Origin of the sequence: Dechloromonas sp. CZR5, assembly GCF_008711155.1 — a bacterium.
GTDB lineage: Bacteria > Pseudomonadota > Gammaproteobacteria > Burkholderiales > Rhodocyclaceae > Azonexus.
Window position 1 is genome coordinate 55282 of the sequence record NZ_VUYQ01000009.1, and the last position, 23655, is coordinate 78936.

The 23655-nt window shown below is 59.2% G+C and carries 24 protein-coding genes; 21 read left to right on the top strand and 3 right to left on the bottom strand.

Features of this window, described 5'->3' with window-relative positions:
* The first annotated feature begins 1 nt into the window (after position 1).
* The 17 genes from F1002_RS21455 to motD all read left to right on the top strand — a co-directional run bounded on the left by F1002_RS21455 (position 2) and on the right by motD (position 19133).
* Positions 2-2845, top strand: coding sequence for a methyl-accepting chemotaxis protein (locus tag F1002_RS21455; RefSeq protein ID WP_150430479.1), 2844 nt, complete (start codon positions 2-4; stop codon positions 2843-2845).
* 2 nt (positions 2846-2847) lie between these two features.
* Positions 2848-3741: a CheR family methyltransferase gene (locus F1002_RS18280; protein WP_150430480.1), complete on the top strand. Its 894-nt coding sequence runs from the start codon at positions 2848-2850 to the stop codon at positions 3739-3741.
* Positions 3742-3752: 11 nt separating this feature from the next.
* Entirely contained in the window at positions 3753-4358 is a 606-nt protein-coding gene (cheD, locus tag F1002_RS18285; RefSeq protein ID WP_150430481.1) for a chemoreceptor glutamine deamidase CheD, read from the top strand.
* A gap of 41 nt (positions 4359-4399) precedes the next feature.
* Complete coding sequence (locus F1002_RS18290; RefSeq protein ID WP_150430482.1) at positions 4400-5455, top strand: chemotaxis response regulator protein-glutamate methylesterase; 1056 nt, start codon at positions 4400-4402, stop codon at positions 5453-5455.
* Positions 5456-5531: 76 nt separating this feature from the next.
* The gene (locus F1002_RS18295; protein WP_150430483.1) at positions 5532-5837 is read left to right on the top strand and encodes an STAS domain-containing protein; all 306 of its coding nucleotides are present in this window, start codon (positions 5532-5534) and stop codon (positions 5835-5837) included.
* Between the two features lie 139 nt (positions 5838-5976).
* Complete coding sequence (locus tag F1002_RS18300; protein ID WP_150430484.1) at positions 5977-6945, top strand: chemotaxis protein; 969 nt, start codon at positions 5977-5979, stop codon at positions 6943-6945.
* A gap of 17 nt (positions 6946-6962) precedes the next feature.
* A complete protein-coding gene (locus tag F1002_RS18305; RefSeq protein WP_150430485.1) occupies positions 6963-7898 on the top strand; it encodes a chemotaxis protein in 936 nt (311 codons plus the stop codon).
* 24 nt (positions 7899-7922) lie between these two features.
* Positions 7923-8315 carry a chemotaxis response regulator CheY gene (gene cheY / locus F1002_RS18310; protein WP_150430486.1) on the top strand — a complete coding sequence of 131 codons (393 nt, stop codon included), beginning with the start codon at positions 7923-7925 and terminating at the stop codon, positions 8313-8315.
* A 9-nt stretch (positions 8316-8324) separates the two neighbouring features.
* A complete protein-coding gene (gene cheZ / locus F1002_RS18315) occupies positions 8325-9179 on the top strand; it encodes a protein phosphatase CheZ (RefSeq protein ID WP_150430487.1) in 855 nt (284 codons plus the stop codon).
* Between the two features lie 11 nt (positions 9180-9190).
* On the top strand, positions 9191-11110 hold the full coding sequence (locus F1002_RS18320; RefSeq protein ID WP_150430488.1) for a chemotaxis protein CheA: 1920 nt from the start codon (positions 9191-9193) through the stop codon (positions 11108-11110).
* Between the two features lie 179 nt (positions 11111-11289).
* The gene (gene flhB, locus F1002_RS18325) at positions 11290-12423 is read left to right on the top strand and encodes a flagellar biosynthesis protein FlhB (protein WP_150430489.1); all 1134 of its coding nucleotides are present in this window, start codon (positions 11290-11292) and stop codon (positions 12421-12423) included.
* Entirely contained in the window at positions 12424-14508 is a 2085-nt protein-coding gene (gene flhA, locus F1002_RS18330) for a flagellar biosynthesis protein FlhA (RefSeq protein WP_150430490.1), read from the top strand. It abuts the gene before it with no gap.
* Positions 14505-15968: a flagellar biosynthesis protein FlhF gene (flhF, locus tag F1002_RS18335; protein WP_150430491.1), complete on the top strand. Its 1464-nt coding sequence runs from the start codon at positions 14505-14507 to the stop codon at positions 15966-15968. The genes flhA and flhF overlap by 4 nt, the downstream gene beginning before the upstream one ends.
* Positions 15961-16851 carry a MinD/ParA family protein gene (locus F1002_RS18340; RefSeq protein WP_150430492.1) on the top strand — a complete coding sequence of 297 codons (891 nt, stop codon included), beginning with the start codon at positions 15961-15963 and terminating at the stop codon, positions 16849-16851. The genes flhF and F1002_RS18340 overlap by 8 nt, the downstream gene beginning before the upstream one ends.
* Positions 16851-17603: an RNA polymerase sigma factor FliA gene (locus tag F1002_RS18345; protein WP_150430493.1), complete on the top strand. Its 753-nt coding sequence runs from the start codon at positions 16851-16853 to the stop codon at positions 17601-17603. The genes F1002_RS18340 and F1002_RS18345 overlap by 1 nt, the downstream gene beginning before the upstream one ends.
* Positions 17596-18336 (top strand): flagellar motor protein, encoded by a 741-nt coding sequence (locus F1002_RS18350; RefSeq protein WP_150430494.1) that lies wholly within the window; start codon positions 17596-17598, stop codon positions 18334-18336. Before F1002_RS18345 ends, F1002_RS18350 begins: the two co-directional genes overlap by 8 nt.
* Entirely contained in the window at positions 18336-19133 is a 798-nt protein-coding gene (gene motD, locus F1002_RS18355; protein ID WP_150430495.1) for a flagellar motor protein MotD, read from the top strand. Before F1002_RS18350 ends, motD begins: the two co-directional genes overlap by 1 nt.
* A gap of 18 nt (positions 19134-19151) precedes the next feature.
* Here motD and F1002_RS18360 read toward each other — a convergent pair whose 3' ends face one another.
* The 3 genes from F1002_RS18360 to flgA form a co-directional block, all read right to left on the bottom strand.
* On the bottom strand, positions 19152-19616 hold the full coding sequence (locus F1002_RS18360) for a flagella synthesis protein FlgN (protein WP_150430496.1): 465 nt from the start codon (positions 19614-19616) through the stop codon (positions 19152-19154).
* Positions 19616-19903, bottom strand: a complete 288-nt coding sequence (gene flgM, locus F1002_RS18365) for a flagellar biosynthesis anti-sigma factor FlgM (protein ID WP_150430497.1) — start codon at positions 19901-19903, stop codon at positions 19616-19618. Before flgM ends, F1002_RS18360 begins: the two co-directional genes overlap by 1 nt.
* Positions 19904-19965: 62 nt before the next feature.
* Positions 19966-20640 carry a flagellar basal body P-ring formation chaperone FlgA gene (gene flgA, locus F1002_RS18370; RefSeq protein ID WP_150430498.1) on the bottom strand — a complete coding sequence of 225 codons (675 nt, stop codon included), beginning with the start codon at positions 20638-20640 and terminating at the stop codon, positions 19966-19968.
* Positions 20641-20783: 143 nt separating this feature from the next.
* Here flgA and flgB point away from each other — a divergent pair, with 143 nt between their 5' ends.
* Genes flgB through flgE form a run of 4 tightly spaced genes read left to right on the top strand, consistent with a single transcriptional unit; the run spans position 20784 to position 23653 of the window.
* The gene (gene flgB / locus F1002_RS18375) at positions 20784-21194 is read left to right on the top strand and encodes a flagellar basal body rod protein FlgB (protein ID WP_150430499.1); all 411 of its coding nucleotides are present in this window, start codon (positions 20784-20786) and stop codon (positions 21192-21194) included.
* Between the two features lie 10 nt (positions 21195-21204).
* Positions 21205-21618, top strand: a complete 414-nt coding sequence (gene flgC / locus F1002_RS18380) for a flagellar basal body rod protein FlgC (protein ID WP_150430500.1) — start codon at positions 21205-21207, stop codon at positions 21616-21618.
* 22 nt (positions 21619-21640) lie between these two features.
* Complete coding sequence (locus F1002_RS18385; RefSeq protein WP_150430501.1) at positions 21641-22330, top strand: flagellar hook assembly protein FlgD; 690 nt, start codon at positions 21641-21643, stop codon at positions 22328-22330.
* Between the two features lie 12 nt (positions 22331-22342).
* The gene (flgE, locus tag F1002_RS18390) at positions 22343-23653 is read left to right on the top strand and encodes a flagellar hook protein FlgE (RefSeq protein WP_150430502.1); all 1311 of its coding nucleotides are present in this window, start codon (positions 22343-22345) and stop codon (positions 23651-23653) included.
* Positions 23654-23655 lie beyond the last annotated feature (2 nt).

Sequence of the window (23655 nt, forward strand, 5' to 3'; positions counted from 1 at the left end):
AATGAGAAGCAACTTACCCGTTACCGACAAAGAGGTCGTGCTTCGGCCTGACTCGTTGATCGTTTCGAAAACCGATCTTAAGGGTCGTATTACCTACATCAACCATGATTTCATTGAAATCAGCGGTTTCCCCGAGGCCGAGCTGATCGGCGAGCCTCACAATCTGGTTCGCCATCCCGACATGCCGGCCGAGGCATTTGAGGATTTGTGGCGGGACCTCAAGGCGGGGCGCCCATGGACCGGGATGGTCAAGAACCGCTGCAAGAATGGCGACTTCTACTGGGTTATCGCCACGGCAACGCCGACGCAGGACGCGAACGGCAATATTGACGGCTACATGTCGGTGCGCCGCAAGCCTTCTGCTGAGCAGATCCAGGCGGCTGATCAGGCGTATCGCCTGTTCCGGGAAAAGCGTGCCGGCAACCTGCGTATTCAGCACGGCGCAGTCGTCAAGGGAGGGAAGGGGCTGCTGGCCGGTTTGAGTTTGAAAGTCAGAATGATGGCTGGCTTCGGTGCGATGTTGTTGGCGTTGATCGCGGTTGCCATCCTCGGATTGAGGGGGATGGCCGCCACGGAAGAGAAAGTGGAGGAGCTTTACGCTCGTCGCTTCATTCCACTTCAGGAGCTTGCTGCAATTGGCAAGCTGATGGCCGACAACAGAGCACAGATGTTGGCGGCGCTACAGCACGATCCAGCCAATCCCTTTAGCAAGCTGCATGATCACGGCATCGATTCCCACTTGTCGGTTATCGACAAGAACATTGAGGCGGTCTCGGAACACTGGGCCAACTATCGCAAATACGTGCTTTTACCCGAGCATATCAAACGGGCTGATGCTTTCGAAGCAGCGCGGAAGCGGTTCGTTTCCGAGGGCCTAGTGCCGGCGCGTGCGGCATTGGCAGAGGGGCGTTTCAGCGAAGCCAACGATATCCGGCGCCTGAAGGCCGATGCAGCCTATGTCGACGCCTCGAAGGAAATTGAAAACCTGTTCAAATATCTGAATGAAGGGGGCGGGAGCATGCTGGAAAAAGCCCGCGACAACTTCTCTACGGCGCGTCTCTGGATGATAGTCGCCGGCGTGGCCGCGTTGATCGTTGGCATCCTGATTGCCCGCGCCCTGATTCTCGCGGTGACCAGGCCGATTGGCGAGGTTGTTGCAACCTTCCAGTCGCTGGCCCATGGCGACTACACCCGCAACGTCGATACCTCCCGCAATGACGAAATGGGGCAGGTGTTGCAGAGGCTGCAATCCATGCAGATTCAGCAGGGTTTCAACGTGGCGGAGGCCAAGCGTGTATCGGACGAGAACCTGCGTATCAAGATCGGTCTCGACTGCGTGAGCAGCCCGGTGCGTATTGCCGATTCGGATGGACGGATCATCTATGCCAACAAGGCGCTTCTGAAGGCGGTAGCCGACATGGAGGATGTCCTGCGTGATTACATTCCGGGGTTCAGTGCCGACAAGCTGGTGGGTAGCGATGTCGGTGTGTTCTACCGCGAGGAGCGCGAGGAGGCCATCGCCAGGCTGAAGGCGTTGGCCGACACGCGCCGCGCCGAAATGAGCATCGGCAACCGGGTGTATCTGGTGACGACCAATCCCATCATCAATGACCGGGGCCAGCGGCTGGGCACGGTCGGTGAATGGCGCGACCGTACCAACGAGCTTGCCGTCGAGAAGGAGGTGGCCGCTATCGTGGGCGCCGCGGCGAACGGCGATTTCTCGACGCGGATCATCGAGGAAGGCAAGGAGGGATTTTTCCGTAGCCTGGCCCAGGATCTCAATCGTCTGTTGAACACCAGCCAGCAAGGTCTGGAGGATGTGGCCAGAGTGCTTTCCTCCATGGCGGGCGGTGACCTGTCGCAGACCATCAATGCCGACTATGCGGGAACTTTCGGGCAACTGAAGGACGATACCAATGCAACGGTGCTTCGCCTGCAGGAGATCGTCACTCAGATCAAGGATGCGACCGACGCCATCAACACGGCGGCCAAGGAAATTGCCTCGGGTAACCAGGACCTGTCGAGCCGGACGGAGGAACAGGCGAGCAGCCTTGAAGAGACGGCCTCGAGCATGGAAGAGCTGACGGGCACGGTGAAGCAGAATGCCGACAATGCCCGGCAGGCCAACGAACTGGCTGGCACGGCCCAGCAGGTGGCAGTCAAGGGAGGAGAAGTGGTCAGTCAGGTGGTCGACACCATGAGCGCCATCCACCAGTCGAGCAGCAAGATCGCGGACATCATCGGCGTGATCGACGGCATAGCCTTCCAGACCAATATCCTGGCGCTCAACGCGGCGGTCGAAGCGGCCCGTGCCGGCGAACAAGGTCGTGGTTTTGCGGTGGTAGCGACCGAGGTGCGCAACCTGGCCCAGCGCAGCGCGGCGGCAGCCAAGGAAATCAAGGGCCTGATCTCCGACTCGGTCGAGAAGGTCGAAACCGGGAACCGGCTGGTCGATCAGGCGGGGCGGACGATGGACGAAGTCGTCACCAGCATCAAGCGGGTGGCGAAGATCATGGCCGATATCTCGGATGCCAGCCGCGAGCAAAGTTCGGGCATCGAGCAGGTCAGCCGTGCGGTCAGCCAGATGGATGAAGTGACGCAGCAGAACGCGGCGCTGGTGGAAGAGGCAGCAGCCGCCGCCGAGAGTCTGGAAGAGCAGGCGCACAGCCTGTCCAAGGCGGTCGCCGTCTTCAAACTGGCGGATGCGGAAGTCGCTCCCCGACTTGGCGCACCGCGCAGCGCCCAGCGCTCGCCTGCGCCGCAGCTCGAGCGCAGCCAATCTCCGCGCGGGCGGAAAGCGCCGGCCTTGCCGGCCAGTCTCGACGATGAATGGGAAGAGTTCTGATCATGGCTGACTTGCACAAACCGGGGTTACCGTTGAGAAGCGCCGTTACGGCCACGTTGCCGCAGCGGGAGAGTGCCGCGCGGGAATTCTCCTTTTCGACGGCTGATTTCGAGCGGGTTCGCAAATTGATCTATCAGCATGCCGGCATTTCACTGTCGCCGGTCAAACAGGATATGGTGTATTCGCGGTTGGCCCGCCGTTTGCGGGCAACCGGCAAGCAAACCTTCGCGGATTATCTCGATGCATTGGAAAAGAATGGTGGCGACGAATGGGAACGCTTCGTCAATTCGCTGACCACCAATCTGACCTCGTTCTTTCGCGAGCCGCACCATTTCCCCATCTTTGCGGAACATCTTCGCAAACTGGGCAACCATCGTCCGATTCGCGTGTGGTGCTCCGCGGCATCGACGGGGGAGGAGCCCTATTCGATTGCGATTACGGTAGCAGAAACGTTTGGCGGCAATTGTTCGAATGTTTCGATCGTGGCGTCGGATCTCGATACCAACGTGCTGGCTACGGCACAAAAAGGGGTCTATCCGATCGAGCGGGTTGAAAAACTATCCCCGGAACGCTTGCGCAAGTTTTTCCTGCGCGGAACGGGCGCTCAGGAGGGTTATGTCTCGGTGCGACCGGAGCTGAAAAACATGATTCAGTTCCAGCGCCTCAATCTCCTGGACCAAAGCTACGCAGTCAAAGGACCGCTTGACGTCATATTCTGCCGAAACGTCATGATCTATTTCGACAAGCCGACGCAGTACAAGATACTTGCTCGCTTTGCCCCCATGATGCAGCCGGATGGATTGATGTTTGCCGGACATTCGGAGAGTTTTCTGCATGCTGCGGACCTCTTCAAATCCCAGGGCAAGACGGTTTATACCCTGGCGCGGGCACGTTAGGAAAAGCGCCGGTGCAACACGCCTACGACGAAAACCTCGCCGCAAATCGCTATTTCGACCGCAAGTTCGGGCTGGAGGCTGCCAAGATATTGCCCGGCGAGTATTTCGTCGCCAATGACGATGCCTTGCTCGTGACGGTGCTTGGGTCCTGTGTCGCAGCCTGTATTCGTGACTGCGACTCCGGTATCGGCGGCATGAATCATTTCATGTTGCCGGATGACGGCGGGAGAGATACCGTTGGCACCTCGGCCCGTTATGGGACATATGCCATGGAAGTCCTGATCAACCACCTGCTCAAGCTGGGGGCGCGGAGAAACCGTCTGGAGGCGAAAGTGTTCGGGGGCGGTGCGGTCATGGCCAGCTTGTCGAGCAGCAACGTTGGCGCGCGCAACGCCGAATTTGTTCTCAACTTCCTGAAGACCGAAAAGATTCCCGTCGTTGCCAAGGACCTGCTGGATTCGTATCCGCGGAAAGTCTACTATTTCCCCCAGAGCGGCAAGGTTCTGGTCAAAAAGCTGCACCGCGTGCATAACGATACCTTGTTCAGCCGCGAAAACGATTACAAGGTCAGATTGTCCGGTTCGCGCCTCGAGGGCGAGGTTGAACTGTTCATTTAAGGCCGATTTTTCCGACAAATCCTTCCCTTGACGTGATCTAGATGCTGCACAAAACAAGAGTTCTGGTTGTTGATGATTCTGCGTTGATGCGTGGCCTGTTGAGCCAAATGATCAATTCGGCGCCGGATATCGAGGTTGTCGGCTCCGCACCGGATGCATCAACCGCAAGGGAAATGATCAAGACCCTGAATCCGGACGTATTGACCCTGGATGTCCAGATGCCGAAGATGGATGGCTTGGAGTTTCTTGATCGCCTGATGCGCCTCAGGCCGATGCCGGTGGTCATGGTTTCCTCATTTACCGAGGCCGGCTCGGATACCACATTGAAGGCGCTGGAACTGGGCGCCATTGATTTCATCGGAAAGCCCCGCTCTGATGGTGGGCGAAGCATGGAGGCCTATGCCGACGAGTTGGTCGAGAAAATTCGCGCCGCCAAGGGCGCGCGCTTGCGTCGCCCTGTCGCTATGCCGCTGACCGCACCGACGGTGAAGCCCGCAGGTTCCGCCAAGGGGGCGGCCAACGGGAGCAACGGGAAGATCATTTTTCTTGGCGCTTCCACGGGAGGGACCGAGGCCATCAAGGATTTTTTGATGGGCGTCCCGGCGGATTGCCCGCCGATCCTGATTGTCCAGCATATGCCGGAATCGTTCACGGCATCGTTTGCGCGCCGTCTCGATGGATTATGTGCGCCCCAGGTCATCGAGTCGCAGGGAAACGAGAAGGTAGAGTCCGGCACTGTCTATATAGCGCCGGGCCACTCGCATATGACGATCAAGCGGGTAGCGACCGGTTATGCCACCGAGTTGGCTGCCTCTCCGCCGGTCAATCGGCATCGACCTTCCGTTGACGTGCTTTTTGACTCGGCAGCCACGCTGGTTGGCAAAAAGGCTGTTGGAGTCATCTTGACCGGTATGGGGAAGGATGGCGCCCAAGGGCTTTTGCGCATGCGTCAGGCCGGTGCGAGAACCTTCGGACAGGATGAAGGTAGCTGCGTCGTATATGGCATGCCCAGGGAAGCATTCCTGATCGGCGGTGTCGAGGAGCAGTATTCGCTTGAGGAAATTTCCCGAAAGGTTTTGGCTGCTGCTGCGCTGTAAAGCGCGTTTGGGCTTGTTCCCCGTCTGTAAAGTATTAAACTAATGTGAAATTTGGTTATTTTGAATAGGAATACCGATGCAAGCGAGCATTCTCAAAGACGCCGGCAAGGCGACGATCAAACTGGTCGGCCGTTTTGACTTCAATACCCATCGCGAATTTCGCAGCGCCTATGAACCCTTGGTTGGCGATGCCTCCGTCCGTTCTGTCGTCGTTGATTTTTCTGGCGTAGATTATCTGGACAGCTCGGCTTTGGGTATGTTGTTGATGTTGCGGGATAAGTTGGGTGGCGCCAATAAGGAGGTCAGTTTGCTTGGTGTACGTGGTAACGTAAAACAGGTGCTGGATATTGCAAATTTTGGTAAATTATTCCAAATTTCTTAAAAAAGTGATAACGTAGGTCGCTAGGGAATGGCAGGGTGGATGCCCTGCATAGGGCTGAGTGAACAGCCTCTGTTGCGACGGTGCTCGGCAGGCAGGTGGCCTGATCGGATGGTAGCAGGTGACGTGCGAGAGGAATGCGATGTCGGAACTATTAAAGAATATTGATGCACGGACCAAGTTGGCTGGAACCAACAAATTGGAGATTTTGCTGTTTTTCCTCGGGGTCGATCAGCGTACCGGTCGCCGCGAAACCTACGGCATCAATGTCTTCAAGGTTCGCGAAGTGATGCGTACACCGGCTATCACCGCCGCTCCCGATATGCCATCCTCAGTTGAAGGGATGGTCAGCTTGCGTGGTGCGCTGGTGCCGGTAATCGATCTGGCGAAATACTCGGGCATTACGCCGGGGACGCCGCGCGAAATCATGATCGTGACGGAATACAACGGGCATACCCAAGGCTTTTTGGTCGAAGGGGTGGATACCATTCTGCGCCTTGACTGGAGCAAAATGCGGGTGCCTCCGGAGATGCTCACCGCCCAGACGGGTGGTCTGGTTACCGCAGTGACCGAGTTGGCAGACAACCGGCTGGTGATGATGATGGATGTCGAGAAAGTCTTGTCGGAAACCACCAGCATCGACCAGGAAATCATGTTCCGGGATGTCATCACCATCGATCGGCCCGAGTGCACGGTGTTCTACTGTGACGATTCCAGCGTCGCGCGCAAGCAGATCGAGCGCACCCTGGCGGCCATGGGCGTCAAGGGCGTGGCCGCGGTCAACGGCCGCCAGATGTGGGAAGAGATGGAAAAGGTCGCGACTTATGCGCTGTCGGTCGGCAAGTCGCCATCGTCGATCATCAGCCTGGTTCTGACCGATATCGAAATGCCGGAAATGGACGGCTACATTCTCACCAAGAAAATCAAGTCGGATCCGCGCTTCAGTGGCATCTCGGTCATCATGCATTCGTCACTCTCCGGGATGTCGAATCAGAAGCTGGGCTTGTCGGTTGGCGTAGACGAATATGTGCCGAAATTCGAGCCACTACGTTTGTCGGAAACCCTGGCGCGTCGCCTTGGGGTTGAAACGACATCTGTTGCTGTGGATTGAGTGAGCGGGAGAAGAAGATGAATCTCGTTGAAAGCAAGAACCTGCTGGATAGTGTCGATGCCAGGACGCGGCTGGCTGGCTCGAACAAAATGGAAATCCTGTTGTTTTCGCTGGGTACTCGCGAGATTTTCGGGATCAATGTTTTCAAGGTACGCGAAGTAGGGCGGACTCCTCACATCACCAAGACCCCCAACATGCCGCGCGGTGTCGAAGGTCTTATCTCGTTGCGAGGCAACGTGATTCCCGTGCTCTCCCTGGCCCCTTTCCTGCAGCTGGATACGCAGCCGGGTCGTGGAAAAACCATGATGGTGGCCGAGTATTCGAAGCGCACCCTGGGTTTCCTGGTGCACGATGTGGATCGCATCATCCGTGTCGATTGGGAGCGGGTAAAAGCGCCGGAGAGTGTGCTTTCCGCCAACCAGGGGCTGATCACTGCCGTCATCGAGCTGGAGGGCGGCGGTCTGGTGTCGATTCTCGATGTCGAACAGATTCTTGCCAACGCGTTTGGCGAAGCAATGATTATTGATATCCCGCCGGCACGTGTCGATCCGGATACCAGCGTGTTTTTCGTGGACGACTCGGTTGTGGCTCGCCGGAAGATTTCCGAGGTACTGGACAAGCTTGGGGTTCGTCACAAGCATGCCACCAACGGCATGGAGGCATGGACCCGCCTGCAGGGGCTGGCTGCGCACGCCTCCCAGATGGGGCGTAACATTCGCGACGATGTCCGGTTGATTCTTGTCGATGCCGAGATGCCGGAGATGGATGGCTATGTGCTGACCAAGAACATCAAGTCCGACCCGCGCTTCGATGGCGTGCCGGTCGTCATGCATTCTTCGCTCTCGTCTGAAGCGAATCGTGCAATGGGCAAGTCGGTAGGTGTGGATGCATACGTGGCCAAGTTCGATGCCGAAGCTTTGGCCGATACCTTGCGCCCGCTGATTGAACGATAACAAACAGAGTTACCGGAGTAGTTGATGGCTGATCCCAAAATGAGATTTCTGGTAGTGGATGACTTTTCCACGATGCGTCGTATTGTCCGCAACCTCCTCAAGGAGTTGGGCTACACCAACGTGGACGAGGCTGAGGACGGGGCGATTGCCCTGCAAAAGCTGCAGGGCGGTGGTTTCGAGTTCGTCGTGACGGACTGGAACATGCCCAACATGGATGGGCTCACCTTGTTGCAAACCATCCGCGCGACCCCGAATCTCAAGCACCTGCCGGTGCTGATGATTACGGCGGAAGCCAAGAAGGAGAACATCATCGCCGCGGCCCAGGCCGGTGCGAGTGGCTATATCGTCAAGCCATTCACGGCGGGTACGCTTTCCGAAAAACTGAACAAGATATTCGAAAAAATGGGTCAGGCCTAAGGGGATATCATGGCTGCCAATAACGATTCCGCCGATCTAGAGGCCCTGTTCGACTCCATCGCCGCCGATTTTCCGCCGCTTGCGGCTGCGGCGCCCGCGCCCGTAGCGTCGGCGCCTAAAGCGTCGGCCGATAGCGATTCTGACGATCTGCAGGCACTATTCGACAGCGTCGCCGCCGAGACCAAGGCGACTGCTGTTGTTTCCGAATTGGCTGCTACGTCGCCTTCGTCGGATGCGGGCCCTGAAGACTGGCCGCAGCAGGAAGCCGTATTCAATCGTCTCGGCCACATGGCGCGATCGCTGCACGACACGCTGCGTGAACTGGGCTATGACAAGTTGCTGGCGCAGACGGTGACCGCGTTGCCGGATGCGAAGGACCGCTTGGCGTACGTGGCGAATCTGACCGAGCAGGCCGCCTGCCGCGTCCTCAATGCCACGGATATTGCCGGTCCCTTGGTTGATGAAATCGAAAGCGGCGCTTCGGAACTGGGCTCTCGCTGGGACAAGGCCTTTGCCAATCAGCTCGGTGTTGCCGAGTTCAAGCAGCTGGCCGAGGAAACCCGCGCTTACCTGAAGGATCAGTTACCAACGAAGACGCGCGCAACCCACGCCCAGCTGACCGAAATCATGATGGCGCAGGATTTCCAGGATTTGACCGGGCAGGTTATCAAGAAGGTCGTGCTTCTGGCGCAGGAACTTGAGGCGGGGCTGATGGGGGCGCTGATTGATGTCTTGCCGGCCACCCGGCGGACTGAAGAGGTGGCTAGCCTGATGAACGGGCCGGTCGTCAATGCCGAGGGGCGCAGCGATGTCGTGGTCAACCAGGAGCAGGTCGATGACTTGCTCGACAGCCTCGGATTCTGAGGAGGGGCACTATGAGTGACTTTAGCGGAATGGAAGACCTGCTGCAGGATTTCCTGCAAGAGGCGAGCGATTTGTTGTCCGACGTTGACAACAAACTTGTCGATCTCGAAAAGATGCCGGATGACCGCGGGCTTCTCAACGACATTTTCCGTGGATTCCATACCGTCAAGGGCGGCGCTGGATTCCTGAACGCCACCGAACTGGTGACGCTCTGCCATTTGACGGAAAATCTCTTCGATCGCTTGCGCAATGGTGAGCTGGAGCTGACGCCCGAGTTGATGGACGTCATCATGGCGGCAACCAAGGGCGTTCGCGAGATGTTCGGCGAATTGGGGCAGATGGTACAGCCGCAACCGGCCGATCCCGACGTCCTGGCCGCCTTGCAGGGGGCCCTGTCTGGCGAACAGCCGGTGGCAGCTCCGGCGGCGGATACTGCTCCGGCCGCGCACGAAGTCGCACCGGAGCCATCCGCGACTAGTGGGGAGCCCGACTGGAGCCTGCTCCATGCTGCCGTCGCTGGGCAGCCGGCAACGCAGGCACCGGTGAGCGAATTGATTACCAAGGCGGAAGCGGCTGCCGGTGGCATTGCCGTGACGCCGGCAGCCGGCATGCCTGCTCAGGCCTCCGGCCAGCAGGCGCCGGCTTCTCCTTACGGACGTCGGGCAACCGATCGCCCGGGAGCGCAGCCCGTCAATGCAAGGCGCGCGGAAGAGCGCGTCCGCGAGAATACCATTCGTGTCGATACATCCCGACTCGACCAAGTGCTGAACCTGTCCGGTGAAATTGGCCTGACCAAGAACCGCCTGACCAGTTTGCGCGCCGATATCCTGGCCGGCAAGAACGATTCCGAAACGTTGCATGCCCTTGATCAGGCGGTCAGTCAGCTCGACTTGCTGGTTTCCGATCTGCAGAACTCGGTCATGAAAACCCGAATGCAGCCGATCGGTCGCCTGTTCCAGAAATATCCGCGTATCGCCCGCGATCTGGCGCGGCAACTGGGTAAGGATGTGGAACTGGTACTGGCAGGCGAGGAAACCGAGGTCGATAAAACCATGATCGAGGATTTGGCGGATCCGCTGATCCACCTGATTCGTAATGCAGTCGATCACGGCGTTGAAATGCCGGCCGAGCGCCAGGCGGCCGGCAAGCCCGCAAAGAGTCTGGTACGCCTGGAGGCGCGCCAGGAGGGTGATCACATCGTCCTGATCATCGCCGATGACGGTAAGGGGATGAGTGCCGAGCGGATTCGTGCCAAGGCTATCGAGAAGGGGCTGATTTCCGAGGAAGAGGCGAATACGCTGGATGAGCGTCAGAGCCTGAACCTGATTTTCCTGCCCGGATTCTCGACCAAGACCCAGATTTCCGATGTGTCCGGGCGTGGCGTGGGCATGGATGTGGTCAAGACCAACATTCAGAAGCTCAATGGCTCGATCGAAATTCGCTCCGAGCCGGGCAAGGGATCCGTATTCATGATCTCCCTGCCGCTGACGCTGGCCATCCTGCCGGTATTGCTGGTGCTTCTGGGTGATCAGCCGTTTGCACTGCCGCTGTCGCTGGTTCGCGAAATCCTGCCGATCGAGCAGAGCCGCATCCAGGAGGTGGGCGGCAAGGAAACGCTGGTGGTGCGCGGCGAAGTCTTGCCCGTCATTACACTCTCCCGCCTGCTCGGTTGGCCGCGAGAGCACTACCCGGAGTACGGGGTGTTCATGCAGACGGCAGAGCGAAGCTTCATCCTGGGAGTCGACAGTTTTGCCGGGCGCGACGATGCGGTGATCAAGTCGCTCGAGGACTTCCGTCCCAAGGGCGTTGCCGGGGTAACGACCCTGTCCAACGGTCAGATCGTGCTGATTCTGGATATGAAGGAGTTGCTGACCGATATCGGGCAGCATGTTGATATCGGGTCGGCGGTAAGGGCGCTCGACTTCGCCTGATTCCCGTTCCAAGTCAACGAGTTGAGAGAGGGCTGCGGCCCTCTCTTTCTTTTTGGATGTTTACTCTGATGTCATGGGCTTGCGTCTGGCATCTGAGAAACAATCTAAAAAAAGTGGTGTACCTATTTAATTTTTCTCGTTTTTTCCTATAATAGCCGCAACACCAACTAGACACGGCTATGGCGGAAGATAGCGACCTCGAGAAAACCGAAGAGCCTACAGGCAGGCGAATCGAGCAGGCCCGCGAGCAGGGTCAGGTCCCCCATTCCCGTGAACTTGGTACTTTTCTGGTCCTCGCCGTCGCTGCGGCAACTATCTGGATGATGGGCGGCTGGTTTGCGCAGCGCGCCATGGCCATCATGCGGAAGGGCTTCGTCATCGATTCTCAGGTCATGCGCGAGCCGAATCTGATGCTTCCGCGGCTGGCCGATATTTCCAGCGATGCACTGTTCGTGTTTTCCCCCTTGTTGGCCCTGCTCCTGGTGGCTGCCATCCTGCCGCCGTTTTTCCTGAACGCCTGGGTGTTTTCGCCCAAGGCGCTGGTGCCGGATTTGAAACGCCTGAATCCCTTGAGCGGTTTTGGACGCATGTTTTCCTGGTCCAGCCTGATGGAGTTGCTCAAGGCGGTACTCAAGGCGGTGCTGGTGGGGGGCGTGGCAGCCCTGTTGATTTGGAAGGAGCGGGAAGAGTTGTTCGGCTTGCTCGGTGAATCGCTGGAGGCGGGGCTGGCGCATGCCGGCCATATGATCGCGTTCTCGTTCCTGATCCTGGTAGCCACTCTGGTGCTGGTTGTTGCTGCCGACGTTCCGTTTCAGCTTTGGCAATATTTTGACAAGCTGAAAATGACCAAGGAAGAGGTCAAGCAGGAAATGAAGGAAATGATGGGTGACCCGCACGTCAAGGGTCGCATCCGCAGCCTTCAGATGCAGGCTGCACGCAGGCGGATGATGGCCGCCGTGCCGACAGCGAATGTGGTGGTCACCAACCCGACGCATTACGCCGTGGCGCTTTCGTACAAGGCGGGGATGGCTGCGCCCAAGGTGGTTGCCAAGGGCGTTGGCGCGGTCGCCTTGAAGATACGCGAGGTGGCTTCCGAAAATGCGGTACCGATCCTGGAGGCGCCCCCATTGGCACGGGCGCTCCACAAACACACCGAGATCGACGCCGAAATCCCCTCCGCCCTGTACAACGCAGTCGCGGAGGTTCTTGCTTATATCTACCAGTTGGCCAACTGGCGTCAGGCGGGGGGTACCTATCCGGTGCCGCCGCGTGACCTGCCGGTGCCGCCGAACCTTGTCCCGGAGGCGAGCTAAATGGCAGCCTCGTCGATGAGCATGCAGAACCTGCTGGGGCGTCTAAATTTGACCCAGGTAGCAGCGCCGGTTCTGATCCTGATGATCCTGGCAATGATGGTGTTGCCGCTGCCGGCGTTCGTGCTGGATGTGTTCTTCACCTTCAATATCGCAATCTCGGTGCTTGTCCTGCTGGTTGCCGTCAATACCCAGAAAACGCTTGATTTCTCGGTTTTCCCGACGGTTCTGCTGGTGACAACCCTGTTGCGCCTGTCACTGAACGTCGCTTCGACCCGGATCGTGATGCTCGAGGGGCATAACGGCCCCGATGCCGCCGGCAAGGTGATCGAGGCATTCGGCCATTTCCTGGTCGGAGGCAATTTTGCCGTCGGTATCATGGTCTTCCTGATCCTGGTGGTCATCAATTTTGTCGTGATCACCAAGGGTGCCGGTCGGGTTGCCGAAGTCTCCGCGCGTTTCACGCTCGATGCGATGCCGGGCAAGCAAATGGCCATCGATGCCGATCTCAACGCCGGCCTGATCGGCGAGGAGGAGGCACGCAAACGCCGGACCGACATTTCCCGCGAGTCCGAATTCTTCGGTTCAATGGACGGTGCGTCGAAGTTCGTGCGCGGCGACGCGGTCGCCGGCATCATCATCATGCTGCTCAACGTGGTCGGCGGTTTGATCGTCGGTGTCCTGCAGCACAACATGGAGCTCGCCCAGGCAGCCAAGAACTATACCCTGCTGACGATCGGTGACGGCCTGGTGGCACAGATCCCGGGGCTAATCATTTCCATCGCCGCAGGTATGGTGGTTACTCGCGTCTCCGACGATCGCGATGTCGGCCAGCAGGTCGTGAGCCAGATGTTCCGCAATGCCAAGGTGATTGCGATCACCGCCGCCATCGTCGGTTTCCTGGGCCTCATTCCGGGAATGCCCAATCTGGTCTTCCTGCTCCTTGCTGCCGTTCTTGGCTGGCTCTCCTGGACCATGATGCAGCGTGAGAAGCGTATCGTCGAAACCCCCATGCAAGTCGCTCCGGCCCCGGTGCAGGAAGCACTCGAGGCAAGTTGGGCCGACGTGGCGCCGCTCGATGTGCTCGGCCTGGAAGTCGGTTACCGCCTGATTCCGCTGGTCGACAAGTCACAGGACGGCGAACTGTTGCGCCGTATCCGCGGCATCCGCAAGAAATTTGCCCAGGAAGTCGGTTTCCTCGTTTCGCCGGTCCATATCCGCGACAACCTGGAGCTGAAACCGAATACTTACCGCATCCTGCTCAAGGGCGTGGAGATTGGCCAGGGCGAGGCCTATACAGGCCAGTATCTGGCGATCAATCCGGGGCGCGTTGCCGGAACATTGAATGGCGTCAGCACCAAGGATCCGGCCTTTGGCCTCCCGGCTACGTGGATCGATGCGGCGCAGCGCGATCAGGCGCAGGCGTATGGCTATACCGTTGTCGATGCGTCGACGGTCGTCGCCACACACCTGAATCACCTCATCCTGACGCACGCGGCCGAGCTGCTGGGGCGCCAGGAAGTGCAGCAATTGCTCGATCATCTGGCCAAGGAAATGCCCAAGCTGGTCGAGGATCTGGTACCCAAGATCCTGCCGCTCGGAACCTTGCAGAAAGTCCTGCAAGGCATGCTCGAGGAAGGTGTCCATATCCGCGACATGCGGACCATCATCGAAACCGTCGCCGACCATGCGACGCGGACCCAGAATGCGGACGATCTCACCATCCAGGTGCGTACCGCGCTGGGCCGTGCCATCGTCCAGCAGCTTTTCCCGGGCACCGGCGAAATGCAGGTCATGTCGCTGGACCCGACGCTCGAACGCCTGCTCACCCAGGCTGTCGCCGGCGGTTCGGAGAACACCAGTTTCGAGCCGGGCCTGGCGGATACCCTGATCCGCGAGACGGCCGCCGCCGCCGGGCGCCAGGAAAGCCTGGGCTTGCCCGCTGTATTGCTGGTTCCGGGAAGTCTGCGCCTGCTGCTCTCCAGGTTCCTGCGCCGCACCATTCCTCAACTCAAGGTGCTTTCGCACAATGAAGTGCCTGAAGCCCGAATTATCAAGGTGACCTCGATCATCGGAGGTAGAACATGAACGTCAGAAAATTCATCGCCGCCAACGCAAGGGATGCCTTGAGGAAGGTCAAGGAGACCTTGGGCAACGACGCCATCATCCTTTCCAACCGGGGCGTCCCCGGTGGCGTGGAGATCATGGCTGTCGCAGCCCGGGACATGGCCATGATCGTGCCGACGCCGGTTGCCGACAGCGCCCCGGTACAACAACGTCCGCAGCCCAGGATCGATGCCGAGGATGACTACCGGGTCGTGCTCAATTCGGCTCGCGCCCGGATTTCGCAGCCGACACCACCGGTGGCGGTGCCCTCGGCGCCGCAACAGGTGACCCGGCCGACGGCGAATCATGCTTTCCTCGCCAAGCCGGCCGCAACGGTTAATGCCGGTATTCCCAAGACCGGCGCGTTGCGTAATCTGGAAATGACTCGCCCATCACAGCCGCCCGTACAGCCCCGCCAGGCACCAGCCGCCGCACCCGCCGCGGCTGCGATCCCGCAACCGGCTGCCGCGCCACGCCGGGCTGAGGCGGAGGTCGTGCCGATGGAGGTCATGGAGGAAATCCGTTCCTTGCGCAAGATCGTCGAGCAGCATCTGGCCGGCTTTGCCTGGGGCGAGGTAGCGCGTTCGGAGCCGGTGAAGACCGACATCCTTCGCCAGATGCTCGATGCCGGCTTCTCGCCGCAGTTCGCCCGCGATCTGTTGTCCGACCTGCCGGTGGACATGAGCGCCGTCGAAGCCATGGCCTGGGTCAAGGGCGCTGCCGATCGCTCGCTGATGACGCTGGGCAACGAAAACGACATTGTCGACCGGGGCGGTGTCTACGCACTGGTCGGGCCAACCGGCGTTGGCAAGACCACGACGACAGCCAAGCTGGCCGCGCGCTGCGTGCTGCGCCATGGGCCGAGCAAGGTGGCGCTGGTGACGACCGACGGCTACCGGATCGGTGCGCACGAGCAACTGCGTATCTATGGGCGCATCCTGGGGGTGTCCGTGCATCTGGTCAAGGATGCGACGGAGCTTCGCCAGACGCTCAACGAGTTGCAGCACAAGCACATGGTGTTGATCGACACCATGGGTATGAGCCAGAAGGACAAGCTGGTCCCCGAATTGACCGACATGTTGGCGGGATGCGATGTTCAGCGGGTCCTGCTGCTCAATTCGACCGCGCGCGGCGATACCCTGGACGACGTGGTACGCGCCTACGCCGGCGATTCGCTGGCCGGTTGCATCCTGACCAAGATCGACGAAGCAGCCAGTCTTGCCACGGCGCTCGATGTCATCATGCGCCACAGCCTCAAGCTGCTCTATGTGTCGAACGGGCAGCGTGTGCCGGAAGATATCCATCTTCCGAATCGCAGCTACCTGCTGCATCGTGCCTTTAAGGACGTGCCGGAAGCTTCTCCGCACAAGTATGACGGGATCGAGCCGGCCATGATGATGGCCAATGCCGGCATGGTTGCGGCTGGAGGGCGTCGTGGCTGACTTTCGCGTCGACCAGGCTGCCGGCCTGCGTCGTCTTCTCGGGGGCGGGCAGCAGCTTCAGGTTGTCACCTTCGTCGCTGGTTGCGAAGGCGTCGGGCGCAGTGTTGCCGTCGCCAATATCGGCGTGGCCTTGGCTCGCCTTGGCAAGGAAGTCCTGATCATCGACGAGCATGCGCCGGGTGACGACATTGCTTCCACCTTTGGTCTGGTCGCGCGCAGCGACCTGCTTAATGTGGTGCAGCGCGAATTGCCCTTGTCGCAAGTCTTGCTGCAGCCGATGCACGGTCTTCGCGTCTTGCCGGCGGCCCGCGCAGTGAAGAAGCTGGGGCGCCTCTCCCTGCATCAGCAGCAAACCCTGCTCGATGCCATGTCGGGCCTTGATCGGCCGGTCGATGTGATTCTGGTCGATGCCAGCATGGCGCATCCACATGGCTTTTCTCCATTTGGCATAGCAGCCCAGGAGGCGGTCGTCGTCCTCTCCGGAAGCAGCGCCTCCATCACTGAGGCCTATTCGCTGATCAAGAAGGTGAGCCATGCTTTTTCACGGAAGCATTTCCGCATTCTGGTGAACAAGGTGCGCAGCCAGCCCGATGCACGCTCGATTTACGAGAATATCGCGCAGGTCGCCGCTCAGCGGGGCATTGCCCGTCTGGACTACGCCGGCGCGGTTCCGCTTGACGAATCCCTGCGCCTGGCTGCCCAGTTGTGTCGTCCGGTGCTGGTGCAGGCGCCGGATTCAGCCTCGGCCGCCGCATTTCGCGATATCGCCTCGGACATGCTGTATTGGCAGCGCAGCGAAAGCGAAGCCGGCGGAGTCGAACAGTTCATGCAGCAACTGCTACACTTGAGCCAACGCATAACTCCCAACGTATTACGAGCCTGATGTATACCGCTGCAGGGCAGCCAGACAGGGAACAGCTGGTTCAGCGCTTTGTGCCGCTGGTGAAGCGTGTCGCCTATCATTTGATGGCACGCTTGCCGCCCAGCGTTCAGTTCGATGATCTGGTCCAGAACGGGATGATCGGGCTGCTGGACGCCATTGACCGCTACCAGGAGGGTTTCGGGGCGCAATTCGAAACCTATGCCACGCAGCGCGTGCGGGGGGCCATGCTTGACGGCCTGCGGGAAAACGACTGGTTGCCCCGGAACCTCCGGCGGGAATTGCGGCGCATCGAAACAGCGATGAATCAACTCGAGCATGAGCACGGGCGAGCGCCCTCGGAGCGCGAACTGGCCGAGGCACTGGGTCTTTCGTTGGCCGATTATCAAAAAACGCTGCACGATGCGCGCGGCCACCAACTCGTCTATTTCGAAGATTTCTCGGGTGAGGATGACGACGACTTCCTGGAGCGTCACTTCACCGACAATAATGCCGATCCGGCTGCAATACTCGAGGATCAGGGCATGAAGGCGTTGTTGGTGTCTGCCATCGGCGATCTGCCTGAGCGCGAGAAGCTGATGATGGCGCTTTACTACGAGCAGGATCTCAATCTCCGGGAAATCGGCGAGGTCATGGGGGTCAGCGAATCGCGCGTCTGTCAGCTGCACAGCCAGGCGATCGCCAGGTTGCGTACCCGGATGACTGGTGAGGTGCCAAAGGCAGTCAAGCGACGCAAGGAGCGCGTGGGTGGATAAGATCAGCCTGGCCGGCCTGGCCATCGGGTTGTTTGCCATCATTGGCGGCCAATATCTTGAGGGTGGGCATGTTGGCTCTCTGGTCCAGCCGACCGCACTTTTGATCGTCCTCGGCGGTACGCTGGGCGCCGTGCTGCTGCAGAGTCCCATTCATGTTTTCAGGCGCGGCATGAAGATGGTGAAATGGGTCTGGGTTCCCCCGGTGATCGAGCAGAAGCGCCTCATCGAGCAGATTCTGATGTGGAGCCAGCTCTCGCGTCGCGAAGGCTTGTTGGCGCTGGAAAACCAAATGCCGCGCGTCAAGGACGAATTCACGAAGCGCGGCCTGCAGCTTTTGGTCGATGGTGCGGACCCCGAGCGTATCCGCGAGTTGCTCGAGGTCGAGATCGACACCTACGAAGACGAATTGCGGCAATCTGCCAAGATTTGGGAGTCGGCTGGCGGCTACTCGCCGACCATCGGCATTCTCGGGGCGGTGATGGGGCTGATCCACGTGATGGAAAATCTGTCCGATCCCACCAAGCTCGGGGCCGGGATCGCGGTTGCCTTTGTCGCCACGATCTATGGCGTCGGCCTGGCCAACCTGGTTTATCTGCCGATTGCCGGGAAGCTGAAATACTACATTGGCCGCATGGTGGCGACCCGTGAAATGCTGGTCGATGGACTGGTCGGGATCGCGGTGGGTGACACCCCGCGCATCATCGAAGGTCGTCTCAAGGGTTATCTCCACTGATGGCCCGGCGGCGGCGTGAGGAGGAGCACGAGAACCACGAGCGCTGGCTGGTTTCATACGCCGATTTCATTACGCTGCTTTTTGCCTTTTTCGTGGTCATGTATGCCATCTCATCGGTGAATGAGGGGAAATACAAGGTTCTCTCCAATTCCTTGACCAACGCATTCAAGAATACGACTGGGCAACCCGGAGGGCAACCGATTGCGACCATACAGGGCGCACCGCTCCTGCCGGTCAAGCCGATTGCCAAGCCCGACAAGCTTCCCGATCAGAAGAAGGCGGAAGAAAAGAAGGGCGAGCAGCGGCAAAAAATGAGGAATGTCGCTGACGACATCAAGAATGTGTTGCAGCCCTTGATTGCCCAGGGCAAGGTCAAGTTGCTCGAAACCAGTCGTGGCGTCACGGTCGAGATCAACGACAGTATTCTCTTCCCGGCCGGGCAGGCCAGGCTGCAGCCGGCATCGGTCAGCGCGATGCAGGCCATCGCCCAGGTTCTCGCCGATTCCGATTTCCCGATCACGATCGAGGGACATACCGACAACATACCGATCGCCACAGCCCAATTCCCGTCTAACTGGGAGCTGTCGGCCATGCGGGCCACGACGGTGCTCAGGCTGTTCAACGAAGGTGGTGTCGGTGCCGAGCGCCTGACCGCCATTGGCTATGGCGAAACACGGCCTCTGGAAACGAATACGACCTTGGAGGGAAGGGCCAGGAATCGCCGGGTCAGCATCCTGATCGACTCAAACCGTCCGGAGGAACCGACGGAAGTGAAGGATTTGCGTCCGGCCCAATAGGCCGGTTATCCAGGCCGTTCAGGCCGAGTCGACGATACGGCTGCCGGAACTGCTCATGGTCTGGCCGCTGGCTCCGTAGAGGCTCGAGGACTCAGGCGGCTGGGTGAGGATGGCGAGCGCCTCGGTGGCATTCTTGAGGTGCATGTCGACCAACTGAATGTTCAGGTCATGCAATGCCTTGGCCTCGCGGGCCAATTCCAGGAGTTGCTGCCAGTTTGTTGCAGCCGCGGTATCTGCTGCATTGTCTTCAAGCCAGCGCTGCATGCTGGCCTTGGTGCCGGGCTGACCGGCTGCGCCGATGGCCGCCATGCGCTCGCCTTCAGCGCTGTTCATTTGGGCAATCAGCGGGCTCTTTTCTGCCGTGATCGCTTGCAGCGTGTCCGCGTCAGCCTTTTTCAAGCTGTCCTGTTCGTCATTGAGCAGCGAGATGAACCGGGAAACCAGTTCGATTTCCCGAGCCAGGATGCCTGCAATGTCGGACATCAGGCCTGAAGCTTGCCGTCGCGGTTCAGGAGGTCGCGGGTCGATTCGATCAGGCGGTCGGCAATAGCCTCCGGATTGATCTTGAAGCGACCTTCCGAAATGGCCTGCTTGATTTCCTGAATACGCGCCGTATTGACCGGGGGCTGGTTGGTGCCCGCATTCAGGCTGCCTGCCACCTGGCTAAGGCTGACCGCATCTTGCGCCGGTGTCGCGACGGCCGTCGGGGTCGTCGATGGCTTGCTTGGAATGCCGGTCGTCGTGGGCTTGTAACTGTTGTCGATCTTCATGGTGATCATCTCAAAACTTTTTACTCAATCCTATTAACGACCATTCGAGGCAGAACTTTAGCCTAAAAAGAGATTTCTACACTACCGTCAGCTTTGGCCACGCCGCTGACGGTTTGTCCGGAAGCCATTCGAATCTGTGCAATCTGTCCTTCGGCGGCGTTATTCATGGCCTTTCCTTCTGAACTGACAGCAAATCCCGGGCCTGCCGAGATGATGCGGACGGTCTGCCCTTGCCGGATGACCAGTGGCGCGACGAGCTGGTCGGAGCGTAGCGGCTGACCGGCCCCCAGCGAGTTGCGCAAGGTCTTGCCGATGGCGAGTTGCGGGTCGCCGAGAATGCCGGTGGGCATGGTGGTCAAGTCGCCCGTGCTGACGATCAGGTCGCCGGCGGAAATGGTTTGACCGGCTGCCAGGGGGCGACCGGTCGTGACGTAGTTGCCGGTGATGGCAATTTGTACCGGCACCAGAACGCTCCAGATCGCAGGTCCCAGGCAACGCACGCCAACATGGGTTTTGCCGCTGAGCCGGGTACCGGATGGCGAAAAAGCCTCGTGGGCGGTACATGGGGGAAGGCGGGTAACATCAAGCCTGCCTACCTTGATCTGGACCTTGCCCGGCAAGCCCTGCGTCTGCTGCCGAACATAGCGCTCAGCCGTATCGACGACGAGATCGGTTTCCGCCGTGTGGCCAGTGGTGGTGGAAATAAGGAAAAACAGGAATGCCAAGTATCGGATCATCCGTACATTTTGCCTGAGCAATCAGGATGCTGCATGTCTTCCGGCAAGAATTGCCGAAGACTTTGCCGGGAAGCTGGAAAATTGCCGTGTGATTGCCATGGCACGGAGCGTGCTAATCACTGACCGAGCATCCGGAGTCCATCATGGCAAGCATCGAACAAAGCATTTCCGTCTACAGTCAGGCACTCAATCTGCGTGCCCAGCGTCATCAGGTTTTGGCATCCAATATCGCCAACGCCGATACCCCGCAGTACAAGGCACGCGATTTCAACTTCGAGGCTGCCATGCAGAATGCAATGGGTGGCCGCATGCAAGTCGGCGGCGTGGCTCTGGCGCGCACCTCGGGCAGCCATATCGCAGGCGGTTCGGCCAGCGGGCCGGCGGTGCTTCAATACCGCAAGGAAACCCAGTCGGCGGTGGATGGCAATACGGTGGACATGGATGTCGAGCGTACACAGATTGCCGAGAACGCCATGCAATACCAGATACTGACCCAGTTGATCAGCGACAAGTTCAAGGGTATCCGCAGCGCCATGGCTTCAAACAACGCCTAAGGGACAATAGATGAGCCTGTTCAACGTATTCAAGGTTTCTTCCAGCGCCATGACGGCGCAATCGATGCGCCTCAATGCGGTGGCTTCCAATCTGGCCAATGCCGACAGCATCGTTTCTTCGGACGGCAAGCCCTATCGAGCCAAGCAGGTTGTGTTCGAGGCAACGCCGATGGGCGGTGCCGGCGATCTTTCCAAGGGGGTCCGGGTACGCCAGGTGGTCGACGATGCTTCGCCGCCGCGCATGGTGTACGACCCCAAAAACCCGGCTGCCAATGACAAGGGATATGTCGCCTTTTCCAACGTCAATGTGGTCGAGGAAATGACCAACATGATCTCTGCCTCGCGTTCGTACCAGACCAACGTCGAGGTCATGAATACCGCCAAGGCCATGATGCTGCGCACCCTGCAGATCGCCCAGGGCTAAGACTCGTACAGGAGAGTAAAAAATGGCTACCAGCGTCACCGATACGAAATCGAATACGGCTGCCGATATCTTTTCCGCCATCAACGGCAACAGCGGCAAGAAAGCGACGACCAGCACGACAGCGGATATGGAGAATCGCTTCCTGACGCTGCTGATGACACAGATCAAGAACCAGGATCCGCTGAATCCAATGGATAACGCAGCGGTCACCACACAGCTGGCCCAGTTGAATACGGTGAATGGCATCGAAAAGCTCAACGCGACCCTGTCGCAGTTGTTGAGCGGCTATAACGAGGCACAGGGCCTGCAGGCGGCAGGCATCATCGGCAAGAATGTGATGGTTGCCGGCAACAGTTTGCCGCTCGCTGCCGGCAAGTCAGCTTTCGGCGGTGCTTCGCTGGCGGCGGCCGCCGATAAAGTGACGCTGACCATCAAGGACGCCAGCGGCAAGATTGTCCAGTCGAAAGAGTTGGGGGCGCAGGAAGCCGGCATCATGTACTTCTCCTGGGATGGCAAGGACGATGCGGGCAACGCCATGAAGGAGGGGAACTACACCTTCTCCATCGCCGCCACGGCAGGCGGCAAAAAGATCGATGCCACGGCAATGGAAATTGGCACGGTTTCTGCTGTTACTCGCAGCAAAGACGGATTCATCCTCGATTTGGGTTCCTTGGGCGATGTGGCCTTCAAGGACGTCCAGCAAATTCTGTAAGGGGTAACAGCAATGGCATTCCAACAAGCATTGAGCGGCCTGAACACTGCTTCCAAGGCAATTGACGCGACCAGCCACAACATTGCCAACTCGAGTACGGTCGGCTACAAGGCTTCGGTCACCCACTTCGGTGATGTTTATGCCGCCTCGCTTGCCGGTGCAGGCGCCAGTCAGATCGGTATCGGTGTGAACCTCGGTGCGGTTCAGCAGCAATTCACCCAGGGCAACATCACCGCGACCAGCAATGCGCTCGATATCTCGATCAACGGTGCAGGTTTTTTCCAGATGGACCAGAACGGGGCGACAACCTATACCCGCAACGGCCAGTTCCACCTGGACAAGAACGGTTTTATCGTCAATGACCAGAATCTGAAACTCACCGGATATGCCGCCCTTTCCGGCGTGATCGTGCCGTCGACGCCGGCGCCGCTGCAGATTTCCGCTTCCGCGTTGTCGCCCAAGGCAACGGGGTATAACACGAGCAGCAGCTTCAATGGCATCAAGGCCAACCTGAATCTGGATTCCCGGCAGTCTACGCCGACATCGGCGTGGGTTAACGGTGGCGCCGCCGGTTCGACCACGGCCTTCACGCCGGACCCGCTGACGTACAACTACTCGACGGCCCTGTCGATGTATGACTCCCTGGGCAACGACCACACCATGACCTTCTACTTCCGCAAGACGGCTGTATCGGGCCAGTGGGATGTCTATGCCAACGTCGACGGGACGACCAACCAGAATAACGGCGGCGCCGGTCCGATCGGAACGCTGACCTTCGGCACCAACGGGCAGATCACGGCCGGTTCGCCGATGAACGTGACGGTCAATATCAGCAACGTCGTCGCCAGCCAGAGCAAGCCGCCCAACGGTGCGCAAGCCACGCAAACCTTCCCGATCGACTTTACCGGGAGCACCCAGTTCGGCAGTCCGTTCGGCACCAATCGTCTGGAGCAGGACGGCTATGCGGCCGGCAATCTGATCGGCCTGTCGATCGGTAGCGATGGCGTGGTGCAAGGGCGCTATAGCAACGGTCAGACCTTTGCCCAGGGGCAGGTTGTGCTGGCCAACTTCACCAATCCGAACGGCCTGCAGGCACTCGGCAACAACCAGTGGTCGGAAACCTCCGTATCCGGTCCGGCGCTGGTCGGTGCGCCCAGTACCTCGAACCTGGGGGTCATTTCCTCCTCGACCATCGAAGAGTCCAACGTCGACCTGACCGGGGAACTGGTCAATCTGATCACCCAGCAACGTAACTATCAGGCCAACGCCCAGTCGATCAAGACGCAGGATCAGGTCATGCAGACGCTGGTGAACCTGCGCTAAAC